The following is a 22,445-nucleotide window of genomic DNA, read 5'->3' as shown; positions in this document are numbered from 1 at the left end:
TTCTAACGTTTGTTTACTAAAAGGAGGCATTATGGCAAACACCTATTATGTTATCAGGGACGCCGAGAATGGCGAAATCGAGTTTCATGTGTTCGATAAGAAATGGACGAAAGATGAGAACAGGGCTCGAAAACATTACATGCTCAAGCATGCTATTTCTACATCTAAATTCAACGGCGGGAGGGTTGTGAGTGGATTCGAACTTCTAATTCTAAAGGAGAAAAAGTCATGTACTACATAATCTGCACAAACAAAAAGGGACAAACATTGTTCCTGGCCAACCGGAAGCGATTTTCAAAAAGCTGGTGGACCACAAAGATAAGCCTTGCGATGGAATACATATACAGGCATGCTGCAGAAAAATTCATTGCCAGGCTATATCTCAACAACCCGCGAATAATTGACGGATCTGAAATGAAAACCATTTTACGAAAAAAACAACCATCATGTACTACATTGTAAAAGAAACAGAACGGACCAGCGAGTTTCTGGCCGACAAAAAGAAAATCAAGGGACAGACGTGGATCAACGACTTGTCACTTGCAAAACCATTTAGCTATCGAGTTGAGGCGGATTATGCCGCCGGAGAGTTGCGTCGCAACAATCTTCGCGTTGTGGATGAACAGCAGGCGCGCTCAATTCAGGATGATAGCGAGTATGCATCACTTGAGGAAGTTGAATACAGCAATGAATAAGGATCAGCTTGCATATTTGGTAGGATTCAGTCATCCATCTGATCCATACTGGCACGTCAACTCTGACAGACTCATGGAGGTAATCAATGGCACGCTTGAGTCGCTTTGGATTGACATCAATGTAAAACAGCCGCCAATTGAACAGGAGGTGCTGTTTATTACAACCGGAGGCGTGATTCGCTTCGGCAAGAGGATCTACAAGCAGGGCAAAATAGGTCCGGTATTTCTCGACTTCAAGAATAAAAAAGAGCGAACGAATGTAATCCGATGGAGGTACCCGTAACATGCCTAAAATAACCATATCGGCGACCTTTATGCCTGGTGACAAGGTGTATGATCTGGATGATCCGAACAAAAAACCATGCATAATTGATGCAATAATTATCAAAAAAGGTGGTTTATTTGTTTATTTGTTAACAAATGGGGAGATTAAATATACCTTCCAGATCGCCGAGTGGTCACAGTTCATGAAAAATAATTCTCATAAATCTTGACTTCAGCTATGAAATGTTTTATCTTTGTTGTGCGAAACCCTAAGAATGAAATTGTATTTTCTGATATTAACAATATCGGCGTCTTGCCAACCGCTCCCCGAAAGGGGTACTCAAGTTTCTTGGGGTTTCGCAACCGGTTGGTGGACGTCGTGTTTTTTCTATAACCAAAATGCGAAACACAAGAAACAACGCAACCGATCCTCCTGACGAGGTTCCGCTGCAGGAGAGCACCCGCGCCAAACAGGGTGGCAAATCAATCAACTTCCACTCATCTGATGTTCGCGTAGCGAAACAGGAGGAGTATAATCAAACAATCACAAGTCTTCCGCCCGAGGAGTTAATCCGGGAGTGTATCCGTCTGAAAACGGAGAACGCCATGCTAATGTATTTTGTAAGTGAAAAAGGATTGTTGCGCGAATTCACTGAGAGTCGCGGAGTAAAGTAATCGGTAAATCTTAAAAATAAAAAGTCATGGAAACTTCAAAAATGTTTCAGTACAATGGTTCGCCGGTAACCTTTATGCCCGGCCAAAACAGAGATACAATGATCAATGCTACCCAAATGGCAAAACCATTCGGTAAAAAAGTAAATCATTTTTTCGAGGATGAGTCGCGCAGAGATGTATTGCTAATGATTTGCAGACGCAACTCGCTTAATATCAATGAAGGCGAAATTTCGCCTTCGGAAAAAACAGAAGAATGGGCTAATATTTTCCCAGAGTCAATACGGGTTGTCAAAGGAAATCCAGCAGGAGGAGTTGTTCAAGGCACGTGGTTTCACGAGGACATTGCCCTTGAATTTGCCAGATGGCTAAGTCCTCAATTCGCAATCTGGTGCAACGATCGTATCAAGGAACTCATGAAATTCGGTTTCACCGGTACAGACAATTTCATCGACAGCCTACTGCGTAATCCGGAGCAAACTATATCAACCCTGACCAGGGTGAGTGAACTTCTCGTTGATGAACGCAAAAAGAATCAGGAGTTGTCAGAAAGGAATTTTGATCTGGCCGAAAGCAACCAAAAACTGGCCGACGACATTGGTGAGTTTCAGGTTGACGCTGACAGAAAGCTGCTGGTCATTACCGAACAGGCCAAACAGCTTGGCATTCAGGCTCCACGCGTGGAGTATGCCAATAAGGTGCTTGAGTCGACGTCGTACATCCTGATCACCATTATTGCGAAGGAACTTGGTATGGGGCCGGTGATGCTGAATCGCATCCTCAAAGACATGGGTGTGATAAGAAGGGTTGACAAAACCTGGGTGCTAACCCATAAGTATCAGGGTAAAGGCTACACTGGAACCGAAACGTACACCTACACCGATGCCAACGGCGTAATAAAGACGTCGGTCAATCTGGTATGGACTGAAACCGGCCGCAGGTTTATTCACGAGTTGCTGAATCCGAAGCTAAAAAAGAATACGGGGATCTCAGAAGCGTAGATATCAATAATCAGGATTAAGAAAAAAGGCCCTCATATGGGGCCTTTTTAAGTATCTATTTGTTTGGGTCAATCTCTGGATGCGCTGTTAAATAAATATCCCGGAGTTTAATACCGGCGACAAAACAGACGTCTTTTAGTCCAACTTTAATCCCTTCAAATTCAGGGTTATTGTATAGATAGTTTTTTATTGCTATAAACTTGTCGGATGCAGTGTCCATAAATAGGGTGTCGAACGCCAATTTTTCAACATCAAGGGCTGTAGATGGTTTTTGAGCCTGCATTACCGAGGCATAATACGATCCATGGTCTTCAATAAGTTCCTTCGTCCCACAACTTTCAAAGAATTTAACACCAATGTCTGATAATTGAGTAGGACTCTGAGACTTACCCATCGACGTACCAATACCCGTATTACCCAACAAGAGTAAGTCGTAAATCTTATCCAGCTTTGATTCAATCTTAGACACGCCATCGGCATGATGCTTACAATCGCCTTCTGATTCAAATTTCTTTGTTGACCTCTTTACCGTTTTTAAACTGAAAACCATCCAGCATGCAAAGATGGTGGCTGCAATAATCAGGAAAATAAACGGCCACTTTTCAACAATATATGATACAAATGCGTCCATATCCATGTTTTTTGTTGTGCAAATGTAGTATTATTTTAAGACTACAGTATTAAAACGAACTAAAGGTACGAAAAATTATCATTGAAATCAAGTATGGTCGAGTTTCAGACATATTATTATCTTATACATAGTGTGATTAGGTAAATTATTCCCATGATCACGGCAATTATCAGCCCGAGTACTAGGTTGTCCTTTATGCGTTGTTTCAGGTTATTCATTGATTATTGCTTCTTATAACCTGCTAATGGAATCAATAAGAGCGTATGGGACCATGCTGGAACTCTTGAAAATTCTTATTACTCTTGCCGTAAATACTCTTGAATATAAAAGCCTATACGGAATTGGTATTAATATAAACGCTAAGCAGTCAGCCCCAAAGCACAACAATCCAGTCTGCCATGAGTAAAATAATAACATCAGAATCAGAATAATGTATTTAGCTAATGTGATTAGTCGGACTAAGAAAAATTTATCTGGCAATAATACAGTGACAAACCTGCTATCACCAGATGCGTTTCTACTTATAATCATGGCTGCCCTCTGCATTCCAAAGAAATAAAAGTTCACCAAGGCAATAATAATAAATACAGATATATAATACATGCTGAAGAAATTTTCATCTATCAATTTTAACAGATGTAGATTTATCTACACCAAAAGATTTATATTTAAAATATATCGTGGCCGACTCTAAGTCGGGGGTTGGGTAGCTTGCGGCTCCGTATTCAATTTTTACCGAACCGTTCCCGCTTCCGCTGAGTGGCGATGCGTTAAGTGATTGAATTGGATAAAAACCATTGTCTGGATAAACTGTCCAGTCGGTGTTACTCTCCACATCAACATAAAACTGACCAGAATTATTGGTTGCATACCAGACTGTCGGGCTAACAGTCAAGACCCCCTCAACCGCCTCCGGCTCATCCTTTTTACACCCCGAAAATACAGCCAACGCCAGTATGACGACAAAAAATAACTTTTTCATATTGCTTCCATTTAGAAGCAAATGTATAAACTTTTCACAATAGAAGCAATAGAAGCAACAAAATTGTTGACCCCTGAAATCCCCGCGTGAATAACTTTTGTCGCTTTAATTTCTTCTCAATCGCCGAATATAGCGCTGCATCCTGTTGCCGAATGATGCTGTCGTTGGCTATTGTGCGCTCATAGGACTTAATTATTTTCTCCTGAGTCAAGATAATTGTGTCCCGCTGCGCAATAACCCCAGAGGCCGAATCGGTCTTTTCCTTCCACATATCGCGCTCCGTATATACTCGCCAGAGCTCTCGCGCTTGTGGTGCGGTGAAACAATAAACCGTATCACTCGCAATGCTCACCCACCCCGGCCATTTTGACTGTGAAAAAGCTGTCGAGGTCAGTGTAAGAAGCATTATCAATATGATTGAACTTCGTTTCATACTTGTTTGTAATGTAGTTATTGATCTTATTCCAGTCTTTTCGGTCGATATTATCAACCACCCGGAACAGTGAGTCCCGGTATGCATTTTCCTTAGCGTTCTCAGCGTCGGCAGAATCTTTGATTTGTCGCGCTGTCTCCTCCGGGAGACTTTTTACATCCCTCCGGAGGCTAACAACGCTTATCAACAACCCAACCATGAGTGCTATCAGAATGAGAGTTAGAATGTTTTTCATTTCCATATGTTTTGGTCCTTAATTTCCGCCGGCAAACTTCCCCATTCCTCTTGTGTGAAAATCGCCCCCGTTTTCCCAATTATGAAATCACTTTTTACAACGAATCCTACAACATCATCAGGAGTAAGCTTCAGCGCTAATTGATTTGGATTTGGATCATGCACAATGTTTAAATCGGTATCAATAACCACGGAGTGATAAACATCTTCAAATGTTTGGCTCTTTACCGTAGCGTCAAGATATCCATTTATACCACCATCAAACTTTGCAATTTTAATCATCAATTCAAGGGAATCATCTTTTTTTCGATTGATATAGGTAATCCCATCTTCATATCCTTTTCCCCTGTAGAATTTGTGCATCTCAATGAAATGATTTGTATCCGGATACTTTTCATTGTTTTCAAATTCAATAAAATTAGGCACATCTTCAAGCGGCAGCTCAAACAAACTTGCGACAGCTGCTTGCATGCAATTGCCACGGCCTTTATCAACTATTGTTTGAAATACCTTTTTCATATATCTTTGCTTGTGCTTCGGCCCGGTGTTATTGTATTGAGACTTCTGAGCATTTCAATTAATTCAGGCTGCGGATGAGCGTCGGACTTGTCAGGCCTGTACGAAACATGCGCCCATATTCCAGGCTCTCCGTCAAGCGCTCGCGTGCTTGTGTCCCACATATCCTCATGATACTCAAGCGAAATTCCAAATTCAGTATGAAACCATAACAGGAGGTTTTTTAAAGACTCTATCTCCGCCAGTGTATATCTCTCGAACCACTTAAAGCCACGGAAACCATCTTTGTAGTATATGGCCCGACTTGGATCAACCACGGCGCCAGACCACGAATATAATTTACCGCCCTTTTCTGTTAGAGCTCCCCAGTTGCAGATTTCAATCTGGACAGCTTGAGAATTCAAAAACTTATCGTGTGCTTTGGTTTTGTATTTTGCTGGTACATTGCCGCCGCCCGGATTAATAGCGTACCCCCAAAACTTCGGATCAAACCCCTCAAATATTTCACCGCTGTCAACTATTCCATACGCGGTGCATACCCCATTATATTTGTCATTGCGCCACCAATCATACATTCCCCTGGCGTTATCCCATCCCGCAGAATGATGTATCACTACGATATTTTTTTTCGTTTCAACGGCAATATGCTCATTGAAATTCAATTTTGTTACCTGTGGTTTAAGCGGCATTTTGCTGTCCTCCCATCATTTTCTGTAACAATTCCACTGCCTTCGGATCGCCCTGTCCGGCGGCCTGCTGAATAGCGGCCATATCGGGTGTTCCTCCCTGAGCTGCCTTTTCTTCCTCCTGCTCGATCTGCTGAAGCATCTGTTCAGCAAACGGGAGTGAAGTGTTTTTGAGGAACATTTTCAGGTTGATCATCTGGCTCTTGAGCAGATCCATTAATAGGCTGTCAATGGCATTGCGATAAACCGGAGTGTCAACCGACTGAGTGAGCACTGTATCAAATTCGACATCCTGGACCAACTTAGGCTCATATACCTTGATTGCGTCGGTATATGTTTTGCCAGTAACAGCAAGATATCTCTCCTCCTTGTAAAACTGTTTGATCACCTTCATTGCTTTCAGGTCACGGCGCTGGATAAAGCTGTTGAATGACTTTACTTTATCCATGGTGTTCATGGATGCATTCTGCGACTCTTGGGCGTAAAGGCTGGCCGGTGTGCCTGATGGCGCGCGCTGCCCCTGGATGGATGGACCAACACCCGAAATCTGTTGAATAAGATTCATCTGTACCTGCAGATATTCAGATAGTCCGGCCATGTGTGCCTGACCATTGAACTGCTTGATCACACTGTCGATGTTCTGACCCTTGGTGAGTTTAATGGTCACAACGCCATTATGGGCCGTCCATGCGGATGCAATCTCGGCAAGATCCATCTTGTTTGCGTTGACAGCTTCCTCATCAACCACGAGCACACCCTTTGCGCTGGCGCCAATCATCATGTCCATCATAATCATTGAGCGGTTGATGGCGCGCTGCTGATCAATAATATCCTCAACCAATCCCCAAACTTCGTGGTTTAAAAGTGGGTGCAACATCAGGATGTATGGATGCTCCTCATGTGCGTAGGGTGTTTCACCTTCCCATAACGCCTGGCCGCTTGATGTCAAATGCTTGCAATACCAGTATGGCTCTTTGAATTCTGTAAATGTGAGCAATGGGGTTTCTTCCGGGGACAATCCCTGCTGGGCTCCAATGCGAAGTCTGTTCTCATTCTCGCGCTTGACTTCTGATTCAGCTCCCTTCCCGGATAGAATGGTAAATGACAACGCCGTTGGGTCCCACACCTTGATGCGCCAGTCTGTGCGAATAGCGTATATCTCATATACCCGACGCTTATCCATATCGTTTGGCGTGAGAAAATTATTCATAAGCTGCCGACGATCCATGCGTTGAGCCATGTCAGAAAGATCGGACGTGTTTGATGGCGAACTGTAATACTCAAGGATTCTCTTTTCATCGGCGCGAGTCTTAGCGTAAATGGTTATGATTTCATCAACGCTATAATCATGGAATTCTCCAATAAGCTTCAGGTCATGCATTCGCGGGTCGCTGATATTGGTGTTCCAAAACTGATTAAAGAGGTTGGTATTCTCAATAAACAGGTCATCGATATTTCTTTCCTTCCAATTTTTGAAGCGAATTTTCTGTGAAGCGTGACCGGACATCAGAAAGGATTCAAACATACGCGCATCCAATTCGTTTGTCATGTTTATTCCAAGCGCATACTGCAACGCATTGGTCATCATCTCCTGCTCCTTTGCCTTTTCCTTCGCTCTGGCAACTGCAATTGTTTTGGTCGGTGCGCTTCGATACTGGCCGATGATGTTATTGATGAGCTGCCTGATCTGGTTATTTTTAAGCGGAACCTGTCCTTGTCGCGCAATCCATTCACCCTCCGTGATGAACTGCCCGGCGTTTTCTGGATCTTCCATCGCGTCCGACCACTGCTCACCACGGTAGTATTTGAACGACCGCATTGCGCGCGCCCTGAATGTAGATAGTGCATTCCAATAGTTTTCACACCGCTGCAACAAGAGAAGGTTGTCACCCGTGTCATCCAGTGATTTTGCCGGGACTGAATTACTGAGGTTAATCTTACCCTTGATTTGCGCCGCCCGGCTATATCTCCGCAGATTGATTTCGTCTGTTACTTTCCTGATACTCATGGTTTTTGTTGTTTAATGATCGTGTCAAAATATTTCTCTGAAATTTCTCGTTGTATTTTCAGGCGTTCGTTTTCATCCGTGACATCCTTCAATGTTTTAGAAGCCTCTTTTATGTCATCCATGAAAAATGGGTTGACATTGAGGTTTGTTTCGGCTTCAAAGTGGGTAAGAAGGGATTTTTTGTCGCTCTTTTTCGATGGATCCAGTCCAGAATACATGTCGGCGTTTTCCTTGTACCATTTGTCAAACATGGCTCTCTCGTAATTATCAATCTCCTCATAGCGATTGTATAATTTCCAATACTGATCAACATACTGTGATCTCCAAGGCTGACGGATAAACCGATTAAGCACGGGGATCATGTTTGCGTTGACCTCATCAAAAACACCATCCTGCTCGCCTTTGGTGTACTTAATAGCGCCGTCAACAATGGCGTCCGATGTTTTGAATAACTGATTAAAGAATTGACCTCTACCTCCCAGGTACGACTCAATCAGATATTCAATATTGGATGGGTTCCAGTCCGCAATACCAGGGACCTTTGAAACACCACCCTCATCGTCGATGCTAAGGAGGGACTTAACTTTAGGATCACCACCGCCAAGCTGAAACAGCTGATCTGAAATCCATTGATAAACCTCCCCGGTGTTTTTCTTCGCCTGCATTGAATTCGGAGTCAGGTCATCAATCTTCTTTGTGAAACCTGCATTGCGAATATCTCTGCCGGTAAAGTCTTTCCCGGTCACCCACACATCAAACATTGGCTGAAGTGACGTTGGGACCAATGGTCTTATGGTCAATCCGCCGTTTTCGGTGATCAACTGTCCTGGTTCAAAGGGACTAAAGCTGTTGGCGAAGTCAGATAAGCTGCCGGCCACATAGCCACCAACCGACTTGTCTCCATTGACAACGCTGTGCAGTTGTTCGCCCATGCCATAGAAAGATCTGAACACTGGCGGAAGCGGGATGGAAATGAATGACTTGTCGTCGTCGTCCCAGAATGTCGGAATGATCAGGTAATTTTTCCGGAGGTATGGATTAAGCGCTTCGTAGTAGTTGCCAAACTCATCATCATCTCCGCCGATCATCCGATTAAGCGCGCCCATGATGTAACCAAGCGCAAAGAATGACACTGAGGCGGTTGTTATCGCGACCTTGTTTTTCTTTGCAAGGCCCATGAAGTTGAGACCACCCTGAACAGCGGGGTTGAAAAATGCATACATAGCCCCCAGAAATGACGTAAGCTGACCTTTCCGGTCAAAGTTGACCGTGACGTTCTTTGCGGCCTTGATCGCCTCAGAATCGCTCTTTCCTGTCTTTACGGCAGCAATGTATGTGGCAAACCTTGACATATCCTCTGACCACCCAGCCATGTAGTCCAATGTTTTATTCAAAAAACGACCTACATGTATGGCTGCGTTGCGTGGTTTAAGTGGTTTTGACAAAATTGATATGTCGCGCTCTATCTCGACCTTGATCTTATCAAGCTCCATATTGCGAAGGAAACCGGTGCGGCCACCTCCGGATATAAAGTCAGCATATAATTTATCGTAGTAGTAGCGATTTCGGGTAATGCCATCGTATTTCTCGGGCTGAGCTTTACCACTCATCGCTCTGGTGATGGCTCCGGATGCCCGGCGCATATTCAGCACGAAGGATGTTCCCTGGTTGTCGGATGCGTTGGAGATCCAAGCATAGGCAAAGTCCCTCGTTAAGTTCGGGATGATGAAGGCCGGGTTCTTTGATGTCATCAGGGAGGACATGAAACGAGTCACGCGCCCAACGGTCCTCTGTGATACCCTGGATGCATCCTGCCACATATCGTTATTGTGGTTGATCGCATTGGCAACGTCCGGATCGGTTGTAACGATGATGTATTTCTCTCCATTTTCAAGCACCTCGACCTCACGCTGTTCGGCCATACTTCCCGGCAGGTGTCGCTTGTATTCGCTTGCCACTTCAGTTGTCACAAGGTCGGCCTCAAATAGAGCGTCCGGAGGTTTGACTGTGGTTTCGATTGTTTTTTCCAGACCGGTTTCAGGGTCAATGATACCGGTTTTCACATACCAGACTTTTTTCGCCTCAAACAATCCATCCTTCTTGTCGTAGTTCTTGCGGATCATATTGAGAAACGCCTGCTTTGTCTTGTTATCCTCACCCCAGACGACTGCGGACATCATCATATTTTCCATATAGGCCAGTGGTGAGTCGGCTTCGGAAATACGGCCCTCAGCTGATTTCAGCATATTTGAATTTCCACCGTGTCCCTGCTGCCAGTCGAATATATCCTTGCCATCCTCGCGCCATCCACGGAGAGGAACATAATTACTCCATCGGGTTGACAGTTCGGTGTGCTGCTCCTCGTTGATTGCACCATATTCAAGATACAGATCAAGCACCGCCGCATTCATATCGTGAACAAACACGCTTAATTCGTCAGCCTTCTGTTTCCCGATTTTGCTTTCATAGTCAGCGGCAATGGCGTTGGCAACATCATTGTCAAGAGGAACACCATCAAAGTCAAGCTTTTCATTCAGCTCGTCGCTGATCTTATTGAATTCCTCTGTTGATGTATTTGGATTGACCTTTGACGCCAACTGCGCCTGCAAATATGCTTCGCGGATGGGATGATCTTTCGGTAAAATGATACCGCCGGAATAAACCCTGTTTGGATCTTCATCCGTGTTCTTCGACCGGTAATAATCATTTCTCTCTGGCGCATGTTTGGCAATCAGATATTTTTCAATATCCTGGAATGTGAGTGAACGATTACCCTTCATTATTTCGACAATCTTCTTTTCAATGGGGTCAAGTAGTTTATCACTCAGCTTTTCAATACGAGCCATCGCGCGGGAACGGGCTCTGTTTTCCTGATCGTAGGCATTGGAAAATGTATCAATCTTTCCACCCCTGCGAATAACTTCATCCTGCAGGAGTTTCACCGGCTGCATTCTGTCACCAAATAACATGCGGAGTCTGTTTCCGGCACCACGGACAATCTTCTGGTTTTTCGGGAGACGTGGACCGGATGAAGCGCGGAACATTGGAACGCCATCCAGCACGGAGTCTTTCATGCTGTCGGTTACAGGAATTGAATTCACTTCGCCGATTTCCGAAAGCTCCACAGGCTGCACCTGGGCGCCGAATTTCTTTCCGATCTTGTTTGCAATGGAGGGGATAATGTTGTCGTAAAAGGCTTTCATTCCTTCGCCACCGACCTTGAGATCAAGGCCTGCATAAACATTTGATTTCCGCGCCGGAAAGTTGTATTTACCTATATTGAAATCATCAATGATTCTTTTAGCCAAATCCCTGCCTACTGTATTTTCAAGATCTTTTTCCGCAACTGTTACCCTTCTTTTCCCGCCTCCATTATATTCTATTTCTAAGGCGTAGTTTTCGTTATTATCTTTTTTAGCCACTATCTCATTAACCTGCTTACTAAGATCATATCTTTCGGCTTGCTGTTCGCCATTAGTCCATGCAATTCTGTCGAAGTTGTTCTCTGCTGCATAGCGGATCATGCGTCGCATAACAAGTCCGGCCCACTGGTCAGTCTTTTTGAAAGGCATGTCCGGAACATTCTTTTCAATGTTTGCGGCCGCTTTCCAATCGATAAGCAACTGAATGTATTTTGGGTCAATATCAAAGGTTTGCACGAAATCAGGATCTTTTGAAATCTGCCTTGCAGCTTCCTGCCATGAATTAAAACCAAGATTATTCATGTCTTTAATTGCCGCAACTGCATCCTTTCCAAGCTGAGTATCCCATTTGAAATCCTTCGGCTTAAATCCTTCTTTTTTACCACTCTGCGCCCAATCAGACTGTACTTCCTCAAGGAATAATACCTTGTTTCCATCTTTATCTGTTCGCTCGTTGAAGCGGATGTGCGCAAGGATATTTGGCTCGTTGAAATGGGAGGATTTGAAAGCTGACTTTTCCTCTTTTGTGGCTATTCTGTTTTTAAACAATTTGATTGCTTCCGTCTCGGATATAGCTGATTGAAGCCCTTCATATTCACCATCCCTTTCAATTGAATATAAATACTGATCACCATTAAGTTTTTCGTGTTTAATTGCCGTTATTTTCCCCGATACGCTTACGGGCATCGTCAACAGCATCTCTTTGTAATTGTCTCCGCCGGGGAGTTGGTAGTCTGAATATTTTGCGTCGGTCAATTTGGGTAACTGGTAGTCATACGTCTGAGCACCACCTTGTATCACCATCTTGCCATCAACTAATACATTGTAGCCAAATTGTGTTGCCGAAGATGCATTTTGAACAACTTCAATATTCTCAGCATCCGGATATTTACTTTTAGCCCAATTCTCCCACACTTTAATATTAGGATCAATTGTTGGTCTAATTTCCCCTTTGGTTATATCCTCAATCTCCACCCGATTCTCATCGACCCATTTCTGAATATCCTCTCTGGTGAATATTTTTCCCGACTCATTGAAATTATCATCCCATCCCATCCAGTCAAGTTCTGCAGGCTTCGCTCCGGAATTCATCAGCATAGCCTTCCATTGTGCCGGCAGCGCTTTATTCTGCTGGATCTTGCTGAGTGCTGTTTCGACTGTAGACTGGTAGGTTTTTGGCGATGGGGTTTTTGTGGATGCGTGGAATTGTATCTGCGGTTTATTCCGATCAAAGGCGCCGGTGTTACCGGTTGCAGACTTGATCTGATTGGGATCAAGCGCGACAAATTGATCATTATTCCCTCCTGCAGCACCGTTGTCAAAGGATGTTCCCTTGATAACTATTCCATCATATCCATCATTTTTAAGATTCTCGACATATTCTTTTACAACCTCGCCTGCATTATTCAAAGACATTCCAAGTCCGCCGATGTTTGCATCCCTCGACCCCTTCCCGGCTATTTTGTAAACATCGGTTCTAAACTTCTGATACGCATCGGAATAATGAAGTTCGTCAGATTTATCTTTAAGCACCGACAATTCTTTCACATACTCAGCTGCTTGAAGTCCGTCAGACATTGCCGCAGCACTCCCTTTTGTTCTGGCTGAATAATAATCCCTGTTTGTGTCATCAATCCGTCCATAAGCGGAGAGATTAAACGCCTCAAGTTCTTGCCAGTTTCCATAATACTCACTCCACTTGCTCCTGAGCTTCGATATAGTATTTTCCGCAGCATCTATCTTTGATCGAATATCAGATATGGCTTTAGGATCAACCGAGTCGGTTGTAAATATTTTAGGGTTTTTGATTGATAGATATGTGTCGTACACTACCGGACTATTTCCCTCACCGTACCAAATTTCTTTTGCAAAGTTTTCCCCGAAATTTTCAGCTGACGAAAACCAAAAGCCAACTTTTGCAATATCGTTTGATTGTCCAGACTTTTCAATATCAAACTCAGTGAAATTACTAAGGCTGCCATGGTTTACTACCAGCGGCCGGCCAGACTCATCCACAACCTTGCTATCTCCAAACCACTTCCAAAAGTTTTCAATACCGGAAATGGTTGGATGAATTGCCTTGCCGTCACTGTTGCGGGTCGGTCTTTCAACGCCATCAACCGTTATGGTTTCCGGAATAGCTTCGGCTGTTGCATCCATCGCAACACCGCCAGTCTCAACAATAGCATTCAGATACAGAGTGTGATCCATCGATACCGGAAACTGCATCCCCGACATAACGGACGTAACAGAGAATGGCTGCGCCATAACAAGGTTGTCAGCAATAACAATGGCCTCATCCGGTTTTACTCCATCCTTTATTAATTTCTCAGCGAATTCATTTCTCTTTTCATCCCTGAAGATTACATTTCTTGCGTTTACCTCTCCAAGCTTAACCCTGTAAGCATCGTTGTCCGACAATTCAAATGCGAGTCTCTGCCTGATTTTGCCAAGGCGTTTGAGTTGATCATTGATTTCGGACAATGCTTTTGCGCGATCAGATACATTGCGATTTTTCCACCTGCTTAGATCCTCTTGCTTCCCGATCAACAACCGCGCTTCCTGATCAATTTGACTGATTGCATCAGTCCTCGCCTCCATGGATGCACCGGGCTCGAATCCCTCAATACCCTGAATTGCATGCTGTACTTCATGCAGTAATGTGTGACGTAATTCAGTGGGCGTCCAGTTGTGGTTTGAATTTATGACAATTGATTGGGTCTCTTGTTCAAAACCACCCTTGATGTTTGCGCCATAACTTTCTGTTCGGACGGTTATGTCGGCCAGCTTAGGGTAATACTTAAAATGTTCCGGGGCCTTGATGACGTCAGAGAGTTTAACCTTTCGTGGCTCTGGATCCAATGGATCCGCAAAGTCGATAGATATATCCTGAATGATGCTTTTTACATTGCTTCCCTTCAGGGTGAAGTTGCGATCACTGAATTCATAAAACCATTTTCCATCAGGACCCTTCTCCCATCCGGTTACAAGCTTGATCTCGTTAGCGCCATAACCAAGTACACTCATCTGAAGTGCCTCGACCTTCTTCTCCTCGACGATAATTGCTTCATCCATATTCTTGATGGCGTTGTCACCAGCCATTGAAAACATTGGTTGACCAGCGACTACCGATTGCTTTGCGGCATTGCGAATAAGGTTCTGTTTTGACTTCTCTGCCAGTACGCGCAGGTCTGTTTCTGAGAATGGAATACCGTAAGCATTGAACAGATCTCTGACCATCTGCTTGATCTCGGCCCAAATACTCTGCATCCAGGTCGGGGCTGTGCCATTCATAAGATCCTCGAATGAATACGCAAGGAATTCATCAGCAATTGCCTGTGGCTTGCCGGAGTAATAGCCTTTGTTGATATCAATTATTTCGGCTCGTTGTTCCTCAGACATGCCGTTATATACCTGAGTCAACAGCTTGTCGAATTTCTCTCCAAACAACTGTCTCATGCCATGATGTGCAACAACTTCGTGCGCGATCAGGGTTTTGACTTTATCAACGTCGCTGATATTTGATGGAATAAGGACGACCTCCGGGCTCCCGGACGTCTCATTGTAAAATCCATCAATCATAAAGTCGGACTTTGCGGCCTTTGCTTTTTTAAGTTCCTCCTTTACATTGTCGGGCAATTCATTCATATTGGAAATTGCGCGGACTGGTATTCCAAAGCCCTTTGCAAAGTCGTTTGCAACTGACTGAATAAGACGGTGCCAGGCAATATCGTTTTCGGCCGCAGCGACAATCTGCTCAAGTGCGTTTGAGCGGAATAACGTCAGATTATTTCCGTCGGTGCTAATTATTTCACCACGAATTTTTTCAAGGCTGTCAATATATTTCTTTGCCTCATCAACCTTGCGTTGATAGGGGGCCATTGCCGCCTGAAAGTTCTCCGACGATGTGTCTGATTCAACGTCATCAAACATACCGATCTGATTGGTCGGACCCTCTTGGTCAACACCAAACAGATTAACACGATTTTGTAATTCTTTCGCGTGCTTATCGCGCTCGTTTACCGCAACCTTCCATCGCGCCCTGGCTGCGGCAATCTCTTTATCTATCTGCTGTATTCGCTGACGTGACTGCGGAGACAGATTACTATCGGCAGCGTGGAATGGAGACTCGAGTTCGGTTAAATCTTCTTCTCCTTCATTGCTGTCTGGTCGTGCTCCCGGATCATCTGGGACGCTGCTCTGATTCTCCTGATTAAATTCAGATCCACTGGATTCGGTTTGGGTGGATTGAAATACTGGCTTTTCGATTTGTCCATTTCGGGAGTCGATGATGAGGTGTCTGATGGTTTCATAATTGTCATTGGTTAATTCGTTTCTGACGGACTCAAGTCGGCTCAAAAGATCCATCGACTTATCGCTGGTATATCTTTTTAAAAACGACTCAATTACTTCAATATTGTTTTTGGATGAAACGCGTTGATATTGACTCGGCCATACACCCGTAATGGTCCGGAATTTTTCTGCAAGGGCCATGCGTCTTGCGCTGTTCTTAGGATTAGAGCGGGACAATTCAACCATAAACTCGGCAATCTTCTCCGCATCCTGCTGTGATCCTTCCATATCAAACCCCATGGCAATAACATCAAGGGGTGTTCCCTTCTTATTGAAAAACATCCGCGCGAGGGTCTGGGTTATTTGTTCCGGATCATAGACATTTGCAAATGATTTCTGAGTGGTCTTATAACCACCATCGGCAAGGGCCTGTTGCCATGGTTTCAGAGTGTTATACGGCAGTCGATCATTCTCCATTTGCCACGCCTGGTATATCTGCGAAGGATCTGCTGAGTTTTTTATCACATAGTCAATAAACTCCGTCTCGGATGTAGCTTTGCCAACACTGGGAGAATACGATAGCGGTAAATGAGTGCGCTTCCCATCACCCAACCAGTCTTTGAAGTTGTCCATCTCCATTTCGGTTACTGCGCCGAAACCGGTCCATCCTTCATCATAGTTTGCCATGTATGCAGCAACGGCCTCAGCTGAGCTGTTAAAGCCAAGCATGACTTTATGCTCGTCAAAATTGCCGTTATTATCCAGCTGGTCAATTATATACACGTTTTCGCTTATAAGATCATCACCAAGGAACACGTCAACCTGGTCTTTATCTTTGCCCTCTGTCCGTTCGAAATACCCGTAGGTATTATTCATGGTTGTGCTCCACGGCTCACCATTGGCGTCAACGCCTGAGCGCTCTGATCCCTTCGGGTTTTCAATAGCAATATTCAATCCCTGTACTTCGATGCGACCCTTCTTGTAATTACCGGCCTCCTTCTGTTTCTCAGTTGGGTTGGTATTTGTGACGGCCTCCTGTTGTGTAATTTCTTCCGGGGAGGATGTGTTTTCCGGAACCTCAATAACCGGAGCCTGTTCTGTTTCCGGTTGTATTACTTCCGCCTGCGGGGTTTCCTGCTGAGGTGTCAAGGTTTCGGCTGTAGGTGTCAAGGTTTCATTCGGCTGCTCCTGAATGGGCTGCTGCTCGATGACTGGCGCCTGCTGTTCAATGGGTGTTTCTGCGACCGGCTGTTGTTCAACTACCGGCTGGACCTGTTCGGCCTGGGCCTTCTGGATCGGATGAGAAACAATCCGGTACTCATTTGGTGCATCGACATCGTTCGGATCAGAAACGTCAACAACTGTGAATTCTCGTTTCCCGGTGAATCTGGGCGCAAGTTTGGTAATTATCTTCTGTGCGTCTGCCTCTGAGTCGTAAGTTGAATTGCTGGTTGCAATCTTGTTTTCATCAATGGTGAAGTCGACGTTTACCTTTCCGTCACTCGTTCCAAACTGCTTGATAACCGGCTGCGGGGCTTGTTGTTCACCCTCTGTATTAGTGATCTGACCCTCTGTTGTAACGGGAGAACCCTCTGTTGTAACGGGAGTTTCAACCACCGGCTGCTGTTGTGCTGCAACCATCTCGGACAATTGCTGCTCTGGAATTGTGACCGGCGCTGCAAGTCCATCAGGATTTTCAACGGGGTTTAATTGGATCATTCCATCACCCATCTGGGCGACATAATATTCCTTGCCATCAATTGTGTGCCTGTCGCGCAGTTTTGGAACATAGGCTGGTGTCTGTTGCTGTGCTTCCGGTTGGGCTTCTGGCTGAACCTGCTGTTGTGCTTCCTCCTGTAGTAAAATTTCCGCTTCCGTTTCCTGCTCCTGCTGTTGGGCGTGGCCCTGTGCAAACTTATCTGCCGGCATGTCGCTTATTATCCGGAGAGAGTCAGCTGACTTCCATTGAGGTTTGCCGGTTTCCATATTGACAGCCAGAACGGATTTCATTGAACGCTGGACGACAAAGTAGTTTTCTCCCTCAGCATCCTCAGCAATAACGATATTGCCGGACTCTTTGTTTACGACCTTTGAAAGATCTTCCTCGATCTTCTGAATTTCGAAGTCGGATGAGATCTGGTAGTTTGATGCAGCCTTTACGAATTCAATCAATGCGGATGCTTTCTCTGGGCTGTCGATTTTATTTCCTGCGTTTATATCGATGGATGATTCAGGGGTGAGATATCCGTTTTCAATGAAGGCCTGTTCCCTTTTTTCAACGTCATCAATCATCATGATATCACGAAGCTGATTCGCGTCATCCGGCCCCATCGTTTGAACCAACACGTCTCCGGCCTTGTTGTATGCGCGCTTGTTCGTTGCATTCTGAATGTTCGAAACGCCATTGGCTGAAGCTTCAGCGGTTTTGAAAGCGCCATCCATTAAAAGGATTGAGGTAATAAGCTGATATTGATTTTCTTTTTCAAAGAAGTCAGAAACATCGCCTTCGCCTGTGAGTATAGGTGCGGCAATACCGTTAACAAGTTCCTCGAAATACTCTGACAAAGTACCATCCCATCTGAGATCACTCTTTGCTTTTGACATAAAGGAGACCAGTTCATCCCCGGACTTCTGCAGAATGTTTTTACCGATCCGCTTATTGAGTTCGCTCATAACAAGCTTCCGGCCGCCGGTAAAAAGTTCACCAACACCCTCAGTTGAGAATTCAAGCCAGGTACTTACACCAGCTTTATATGCGGAGGTGATTGGATCTTCAACCTTTGAAAAGTCAGCGGTGATACTACCATCAGGGCTCGTTGAGAAAACAACATCCTTCATCTGTCGATTGGCATACGACTCAAGGAATGCGGGGGAAACCGCTGTATAAAACGCTCCTTCTATTGAGGCGCTTGTCACAGTGCCAGCAATACGCGGGAGGATCTTCGTGGTTATTTTCTCTGTCTGCTGTATGACGTATTTTGTTGCGCCCCTTGACATCCCTTTTGCCATACCTCGTCCAGCGCCAAATGTGAGCATAAACGGAACCATTTCACTGACAGCACCGCCAGTATTATACACCCACGACAGCTGATTATTCTTTGCAGCCTCATCCTTGAAAATATACCCCATCAGGGCAGCCTTGTCAGCATCAGAGGCATTCGGTCCAGTTCCACGCTCAACAAGATTTTTGACATCCTGAGTCTGACCATAACCATACAGGCCAAGTGTAAGTGCATCCGCAAGGGCTTCCTCTCCGTTGTCAGCAAAGTACTGGAAAAAGTCTCCTACGCTTTCTTCACCGCGCTTTGGCGCTGCTTTGATTTCTTTGGTTTTTTCAATCTGTTTGAGACCAGCTCCAATATTTGCAAGCTCATCAAATATAGCCTCCCCGTTTGGCAGCCCAGCCTCAAGTAATCTCTGTTTCACACCCTCTGGGTTCGAAAATATTTCATTCTGAGGAATAGACAGCGCTGTTTCAATCTCAATAAGACGGTCACGTAAAACCCATTCGGTGGCCAGAATTGGATCCATTGTACTCAGCCGATCCTCTGCCATCTTTTTATACTTGTCTTTCGTAGCCTGATCAACATTCAACTGATCAATACGGTTTGCAGCATGGACTTTCGCCATGGTGATTGCATCCATATTTCCGGCTTCTCCCATGGCGGGAATAACATCAATCATTTCGCGGACCTTATCCGTCGTCATGTATCCGTTATCAAATACTCCGGGAGTGAATTCCTGCTTTTGATACCCCTTAACTTGTTCCTGTTTTGCGGCGCCGGCGGCGTTGACTCCTGAATAATTCAGCTTTGTAAGTCGCTGATCAATCTGCTGTAAATAGTCTGCAATTGCAAACTGAGACTGAGCATCCTGGTTCAAAAGAAATTGCTCCGGTGTAATATCCGGCTTTGTGAGTGTAACCCGGTCGGGGCTGTTCACCTTTGCGAATGTAAGATTAGCAAGGTTTTCAGCATCCTCCGGAGACATCTTTTGAGTCCGGATGAGGTAATCTGAGAAACGTTGGAAGGCATCATCTCCCACTCCATAATTCAAAACAATGGACTCAAAGTCATCCGATATCCGTTTGTTTGCATCTCTGGTTTCGCCAGTGAGCTCAGACTTTTCAATGTTTGGCTGTGCAAGAATTTGATTACCCTTGACCTGATTGGCGGCCGCCTGAGTTGTTTGAGGTGTGGCGGTCATCTGGGTTGTCTCAGACTTCTGTTCAAGCAATGCATTAGGATCAAACCCGAAATCATAGTTTAATGGGCTTGCCTGTTCTGGCTCCGGCTTAGGTTTAGGCTTGTAGTTTTTATATGCTGGATTGATTCCCGGCTTATTCTTGAGGGCTCCACCAATATTTTCATCACCACCATCCGGCTGTTCGATCACCGGAACCTGTGGCGAATATGTAGTTTGAACGGGTGTTGTCTGGCCGCCGCCGTACATTTTGGCGCCCTTCTGGATCTCATCAAAATTAACTGTACGTTGCTGCTGGTTTTTGGTTGGATCGTTATCAGGAAGCATAGTGTTTACTTTGTTATGAACTGTTCGGTTACTTTGGCTGCATCCGGGACGGATAGATTATACTGATTGGTCAGCATATTGATGGCCTCGCGCTGATATTGCTCAGGGCTCAATCCGAGTGTGGTCAGATATTGCATTGAATAACCAATCTCAGCATCGGTCCCGCGGATATCCTCTGGAATTTCTGGCGCCTCGAGTGGATCATATCCAATATAGAAGTCATCATCCTGTAAATACGGAGACATCGTTGGATCGGCAGCAAGCTTCATTTTAGCAAGCTTCAGGCGCTCGTTGTCGTTATTCAGTCTCGCGTATGCAAGTTGTAGAGCCTTCGCATCTTTAGTCTTGAGATAGTCTTTCCAGGCTTTATCCTGTTCCGCTTTAGCCTGCTGCATCGATACCCTGGCGGCGTTATACTCATTCATGTCCTTTTGCTTCTGCAGCTGCATGTCCTGATTGCCCTTGTAAATTCCAAGCTGCTCATCCCACTTTTTGTTTGCATCATCCTGGGCCTGTTTCTTCATCCGGAGTCCAGCGACGGTATTGGTATATGCATCTCGCCTTGTTGTGTAGTCGGTGTTTAGGTCCTGTAACCCCTTGAACACGAATGGTTGTATCTGTGATGGCTGTCTCCTTTCGACATTACCCTTCGTTGCGGCAGTAACCATATCCCCGATTGCGCGAAATCCTTCACCGTAGGCATTGGCCTTTGAAAGTCGGCGGAGTCTTTCTTCGGATGCTGTGTCATACTTAGGCTTGGTTGTTTCAAGGAGGGTTTCAAGCTGTGCGTACCAATCCTCCTGCTCTTTTTCCTGTTGCTGACCTGAGCCAGCCTGGACCGGAGTTTTAAACAGGTCGAGGTTTGCGGTTATTTCGTTTGGATCTGGCATGTGATTATTCATTTGGTTTCATTGAATCAAGCCACGCAAAGTTCATAGCCGCGTCACCAATGTTTCCGCCGGCGTTGGACCAGTTGGCCGCATTCTGTTGATGGAAATTCGATTGGATGTTCCCGCGTGCCATTGCAAGGTTGTTTAATACGCTGTCAATACCTGACTGGCGCTGATTGAATTCAGATCTTGCCGCATCCTTCCGTGCCTCATCCTGAATTCCAATGCTGTTCACTGTATCACCGACGGTCTGACCCATCGCAGTGTTGTTTGCAACAACCGCCTCGTCGGATCCACCGGTTAGTGCAGCCTGGGCCTTTCCCTGCTCACTCCTTCCGCGAACATAGTCCATCAGCTTTGTCATCTGGGCTTTTGCTGTTTTGCTCTGTAGTGCGGGAGTGTTGGATATATCCGAATACCACTTATCAAGTTCAGCCTGCCTCTTATCCGCAGTACCCTGAACAGTGTCAAGCGCGCCGAGTGACGCGTTAAGCGCTTTCTTATTCTGTCGTCCGGAGAAGATCCCCGAGACAAGTGATCCGGCAGCGCCGATTCCGAGAGCTAATAATGGGAGGGGCATGGTTGTAAATTTTCCCCGAAAATACGTCGCAATAATAAGGTGATTGCATCAATTATATTCAATATTGTTGTTATTAACTGCAAAAATCACATCAAACCAGCGTACATTTGTCGAACACAATGTTTTATGCGCAAGAAAACGGAAGCAAAAAATGACACCAAAGAACTTCAGGTTACCAATCTGGACGAATTAATGGTGTTGGAGTCGGATGAGATTGTGCCATTATCCGATGAGCGAATGACGGAGCTCGAAGACAACGCAACAAGACTGGCCTATGAGATCCGGGATAAGGCTCTGCAGAAATTAAAGACGGCAACAGAAAGAGCATTCGACGCAAACACCCTTGGGAATATCATTGCAGTCTCCCAGGGTGTGATCAACCGTCCGAAGTTGGGAGCCAAAACAGCCGATGTCGGTTTCTTTGAAAACCTAAACCAGCAGCTAAAGGTCAAGGTTGAAACCAAGACAATTGAGATAACATATCAAAAAATACCCACACAGAATGAAAAAGAAATTAAGCCTGAACGGAATAGTGGCAAGTCAACCAAACGCGCAGGGTCCGGCGGGAAACATGTCGGAGGTAATAAACGCAAGGCTCGATGATGGTG

General features: G+C 45.1%; 18 protein-coding genes. 8 read left to right on the top strand and 10 right to left on the bottom strand.

The window, feature by feature from the left end:
- Positions 1-31: 31 nt before the first annotated feature.
- From A2W93_14310 to A2W93_14280, 7 genes are all read left to right on the top strand, one after another.
- Positions 32-241, top strand: a complete 210-nt coding sequence (locus A2W93_14310; protein ID OFY52514.1) for a hypothetical protein — start codon at positions 32-34, stop codon at positions 239-241.
- Positions 229-462, top strand: coding sequence for a hypothetical protein (locus A2W93_14305; protein ID OFY52513.1), 234 nt, complete (start codon positions 229-231; stop codon positions 460-462). The genes A2W93_14310 and A2W93_14305 overlap by 13 nt, the downstream gene beginning before the upstream one ends.
- A complete protein-coding gene (locus A2W93_14300; protein OFY52512.1) occupies positions 447-695 on the top strand; it encodes a hypothetical protein in 249 nt (82 codons plus the stop codon). Before A2W93_14305 ends, A2W93_14300 begins: the two co-directional genes overlap by 16 nt.
- Positions 688-978: a hypothetical protein gene (locus A2W93_14295; GenBank protein ID OFY52511.1), complete on the top strand. Its 291-nt coding sequence runs from the start codon at positions 688-690 to the stop codon at positions 976-978. The genes A2W93_14300 and A2W93_14295 overlap by 8 nt, the downstream gene beginning before the upstream one ends.
- 1 nt (position 979) lies before the next feature.
- Positions 980-1,189, top strand: coding sequence for a hypothetical protein (locus A2W93_14290; protein OFY52510.1), 210 nt, complete (start codon positions 980-982; stop codon positions 1,187-1,189).
- 169 nt (positions 1,190-1,358) lie between these two features.
- Entirely contained in the window at positions 1,359-1,634 is a 276-nt protein-coding gene (locus tag A2W93_14285; GenBank protein OFY52509.1) for a hypothetical protein, read from the top strand.
- A 26-nt stretch (positions 1,635-1,660) separates the two neighbouring features.
- Positions 1,661-2,632 carry a hypothetical protein gene (locus A2W93_14280; GenBank protein ID OFY52508.1) on the top strand — a complete coding sequence of 324 codons (972 nt, stop codon included), beginning with the start codon at positions 1,661-1,663 and terminating at the stop codon, positions 2,630-2,632.
- A gap of 55 nt (positions 2,633-2,687) precedes the next feature.
- Here A2W93_14280 and A2W93_14275 read toward each other — a convergent pair whose 3' ends face one another.
- The 10 genes from A2W93_14275 to A2W93_14230 form a co-directional block, all read right to left on the bottom strand.
- Entirely contained in the window at positions 2,688-3,269 is a 582-nt protein-coding gene (locus tag A2W93_14275) for a hypothetical protein (GenBank protein OFY52507.1), read from the bottom strand.
- 610 nt (positions 3,270-3,879) lie between these two features.
- The gene (locus A2W93_14270) at positions 3,880-4,245 is read right to left on the bottom strand and encodes a hypothetical protein (GenBank protein OFY52506.1); all 366 of its coding nucleotides are present in this window, start codon (positions 4,243-4,245) and stop codon (positions 3,880-3,882) included.
- Between the two features lie 34 nt (positions 4,246-4,279).
- Positions 4,280-4,597: a hypothetical protein gene (locus tag A2W93_14265; protein OFY52505.1), complete on the bottom strand. Its 318-nt coding sequence runs from the start codon at positions 4,595-4,597 to the stop codon at positions 4,280-4,282.
- Positions 4,581-4,919 carry a hypothetical protein gene (locus A2W93_14260; GenBank protein OFY52504.1) on the bottom strand — a complete coding sequence of 113 codons (339 nt, stop codon included), beginning with the start codon at positions 4,917-4,919 and terminating at the stop codon, positions 4,581-4,583. The genes A2W93_14265 and A2W93_14260 overlap by 17 nt, the downstream gene beginning before the upstream one ends.
- Positions 4,910-5,383, bottom strand: coding sequence for a hypothetical protein (locus tag A2W93_14255; GenBank protein OFY52503.1), 474 nt, complete (start codon positions 5,381-5,383; stop codon positions 4,910-4,912). The genes A2W93_14260 and A2W93_14255 overlap by 10 nt, the downstream gene beginning before the upstream one ends.
- Positions 5,384-5,427: 44 nt before the next feature.
- Entirely contained in the window at positions 5,428-6,117 is a 690-nt protein-coding gene (locus A2W93_14250; GenBank protein ID OFY52502.1) for a hypothetical protein, read from the bottom strand.
- Positions 6,107-8,122, bottom strand: a complete 2,016-nt coding sequence (locus A2W93_14245; protein OFY52501.1) for a hypothetical protein — start codon at positions 8,120-8,122, stop codon at positions 6,107-6,109. The genes A2W93_14250 and A2W93_14245 overlap by 11 nt, the downstream gene beginning before the upstream one ends.
- The gene (locus tag A2W93_14240; protein ID OFY52500.1) at positions 8,119-20,367 is read right to left on the bottom strand and encodes a hypothetical protein; all 12,249 of its coding nucleotides are present in this window, start codon (positions 20,365-20,367) and stop codon (positions 8,119-8,121) included. The genes A2W93_14245 and A2W93_14240 overlap by 4 nt, the downstream gene beginning before the upstream one ends.
- A 5-nt stretch (positions 20,368-20,372) precedes the next feature.
- Positions 20,373-21,269, bottom strand: coding sequence for a hypothetical protein (locus tag A2W93_14235; protein OFY52499.1), 897 nt, complete (start codon positions 21,267-21,269; stop codon positions 20,373-20,375).
- Positions 21,262-21,837 (bottom strand): hypothetical protein, encoded by a 576-nt coding sequence (locus tag A2W93_14230; GenBank protein ID OFY52498.1) that lies wholly within the window; start codon positions 21,835-21,837, stop codon positions 21,262-21,264. Before A2W93_14230 ends, A2W93_14235 begins: the two co-directional genes overlap by 8 nt.
- Positions 21,838-21,963: 126 nt before the next feature.
- Here A2W93_14230 and A2W93_14225 point away from each other — a divergent pair, with 126 nt between their 5' ends.
- The gene (locus A2W93_14225) at positions 21,964-22,440 is read left to right on the top strand and encodes a hypothetical protein (protein OFY52497.1); all 477 of its coding nucleotides are present in this window, start codon (positions 21,964-21,966) and stop codon (positions 22,438-22,440) included.
- Positions 22,441-22,445 lie beyond the last annotated feature (5 nt).

It is taken from the genome of Bacteroidetes bacterium GWF2_43_63 (genome assembly GCA_001769275.1).
Lineage (GTDB): Bacteria > Bacteroidota > Bacteroidia > Bacteroidales > DTU049 > GWF2-43-63.
This window is presented reverse-complemented; position numbering and strand designations above follow the sequence as displayed.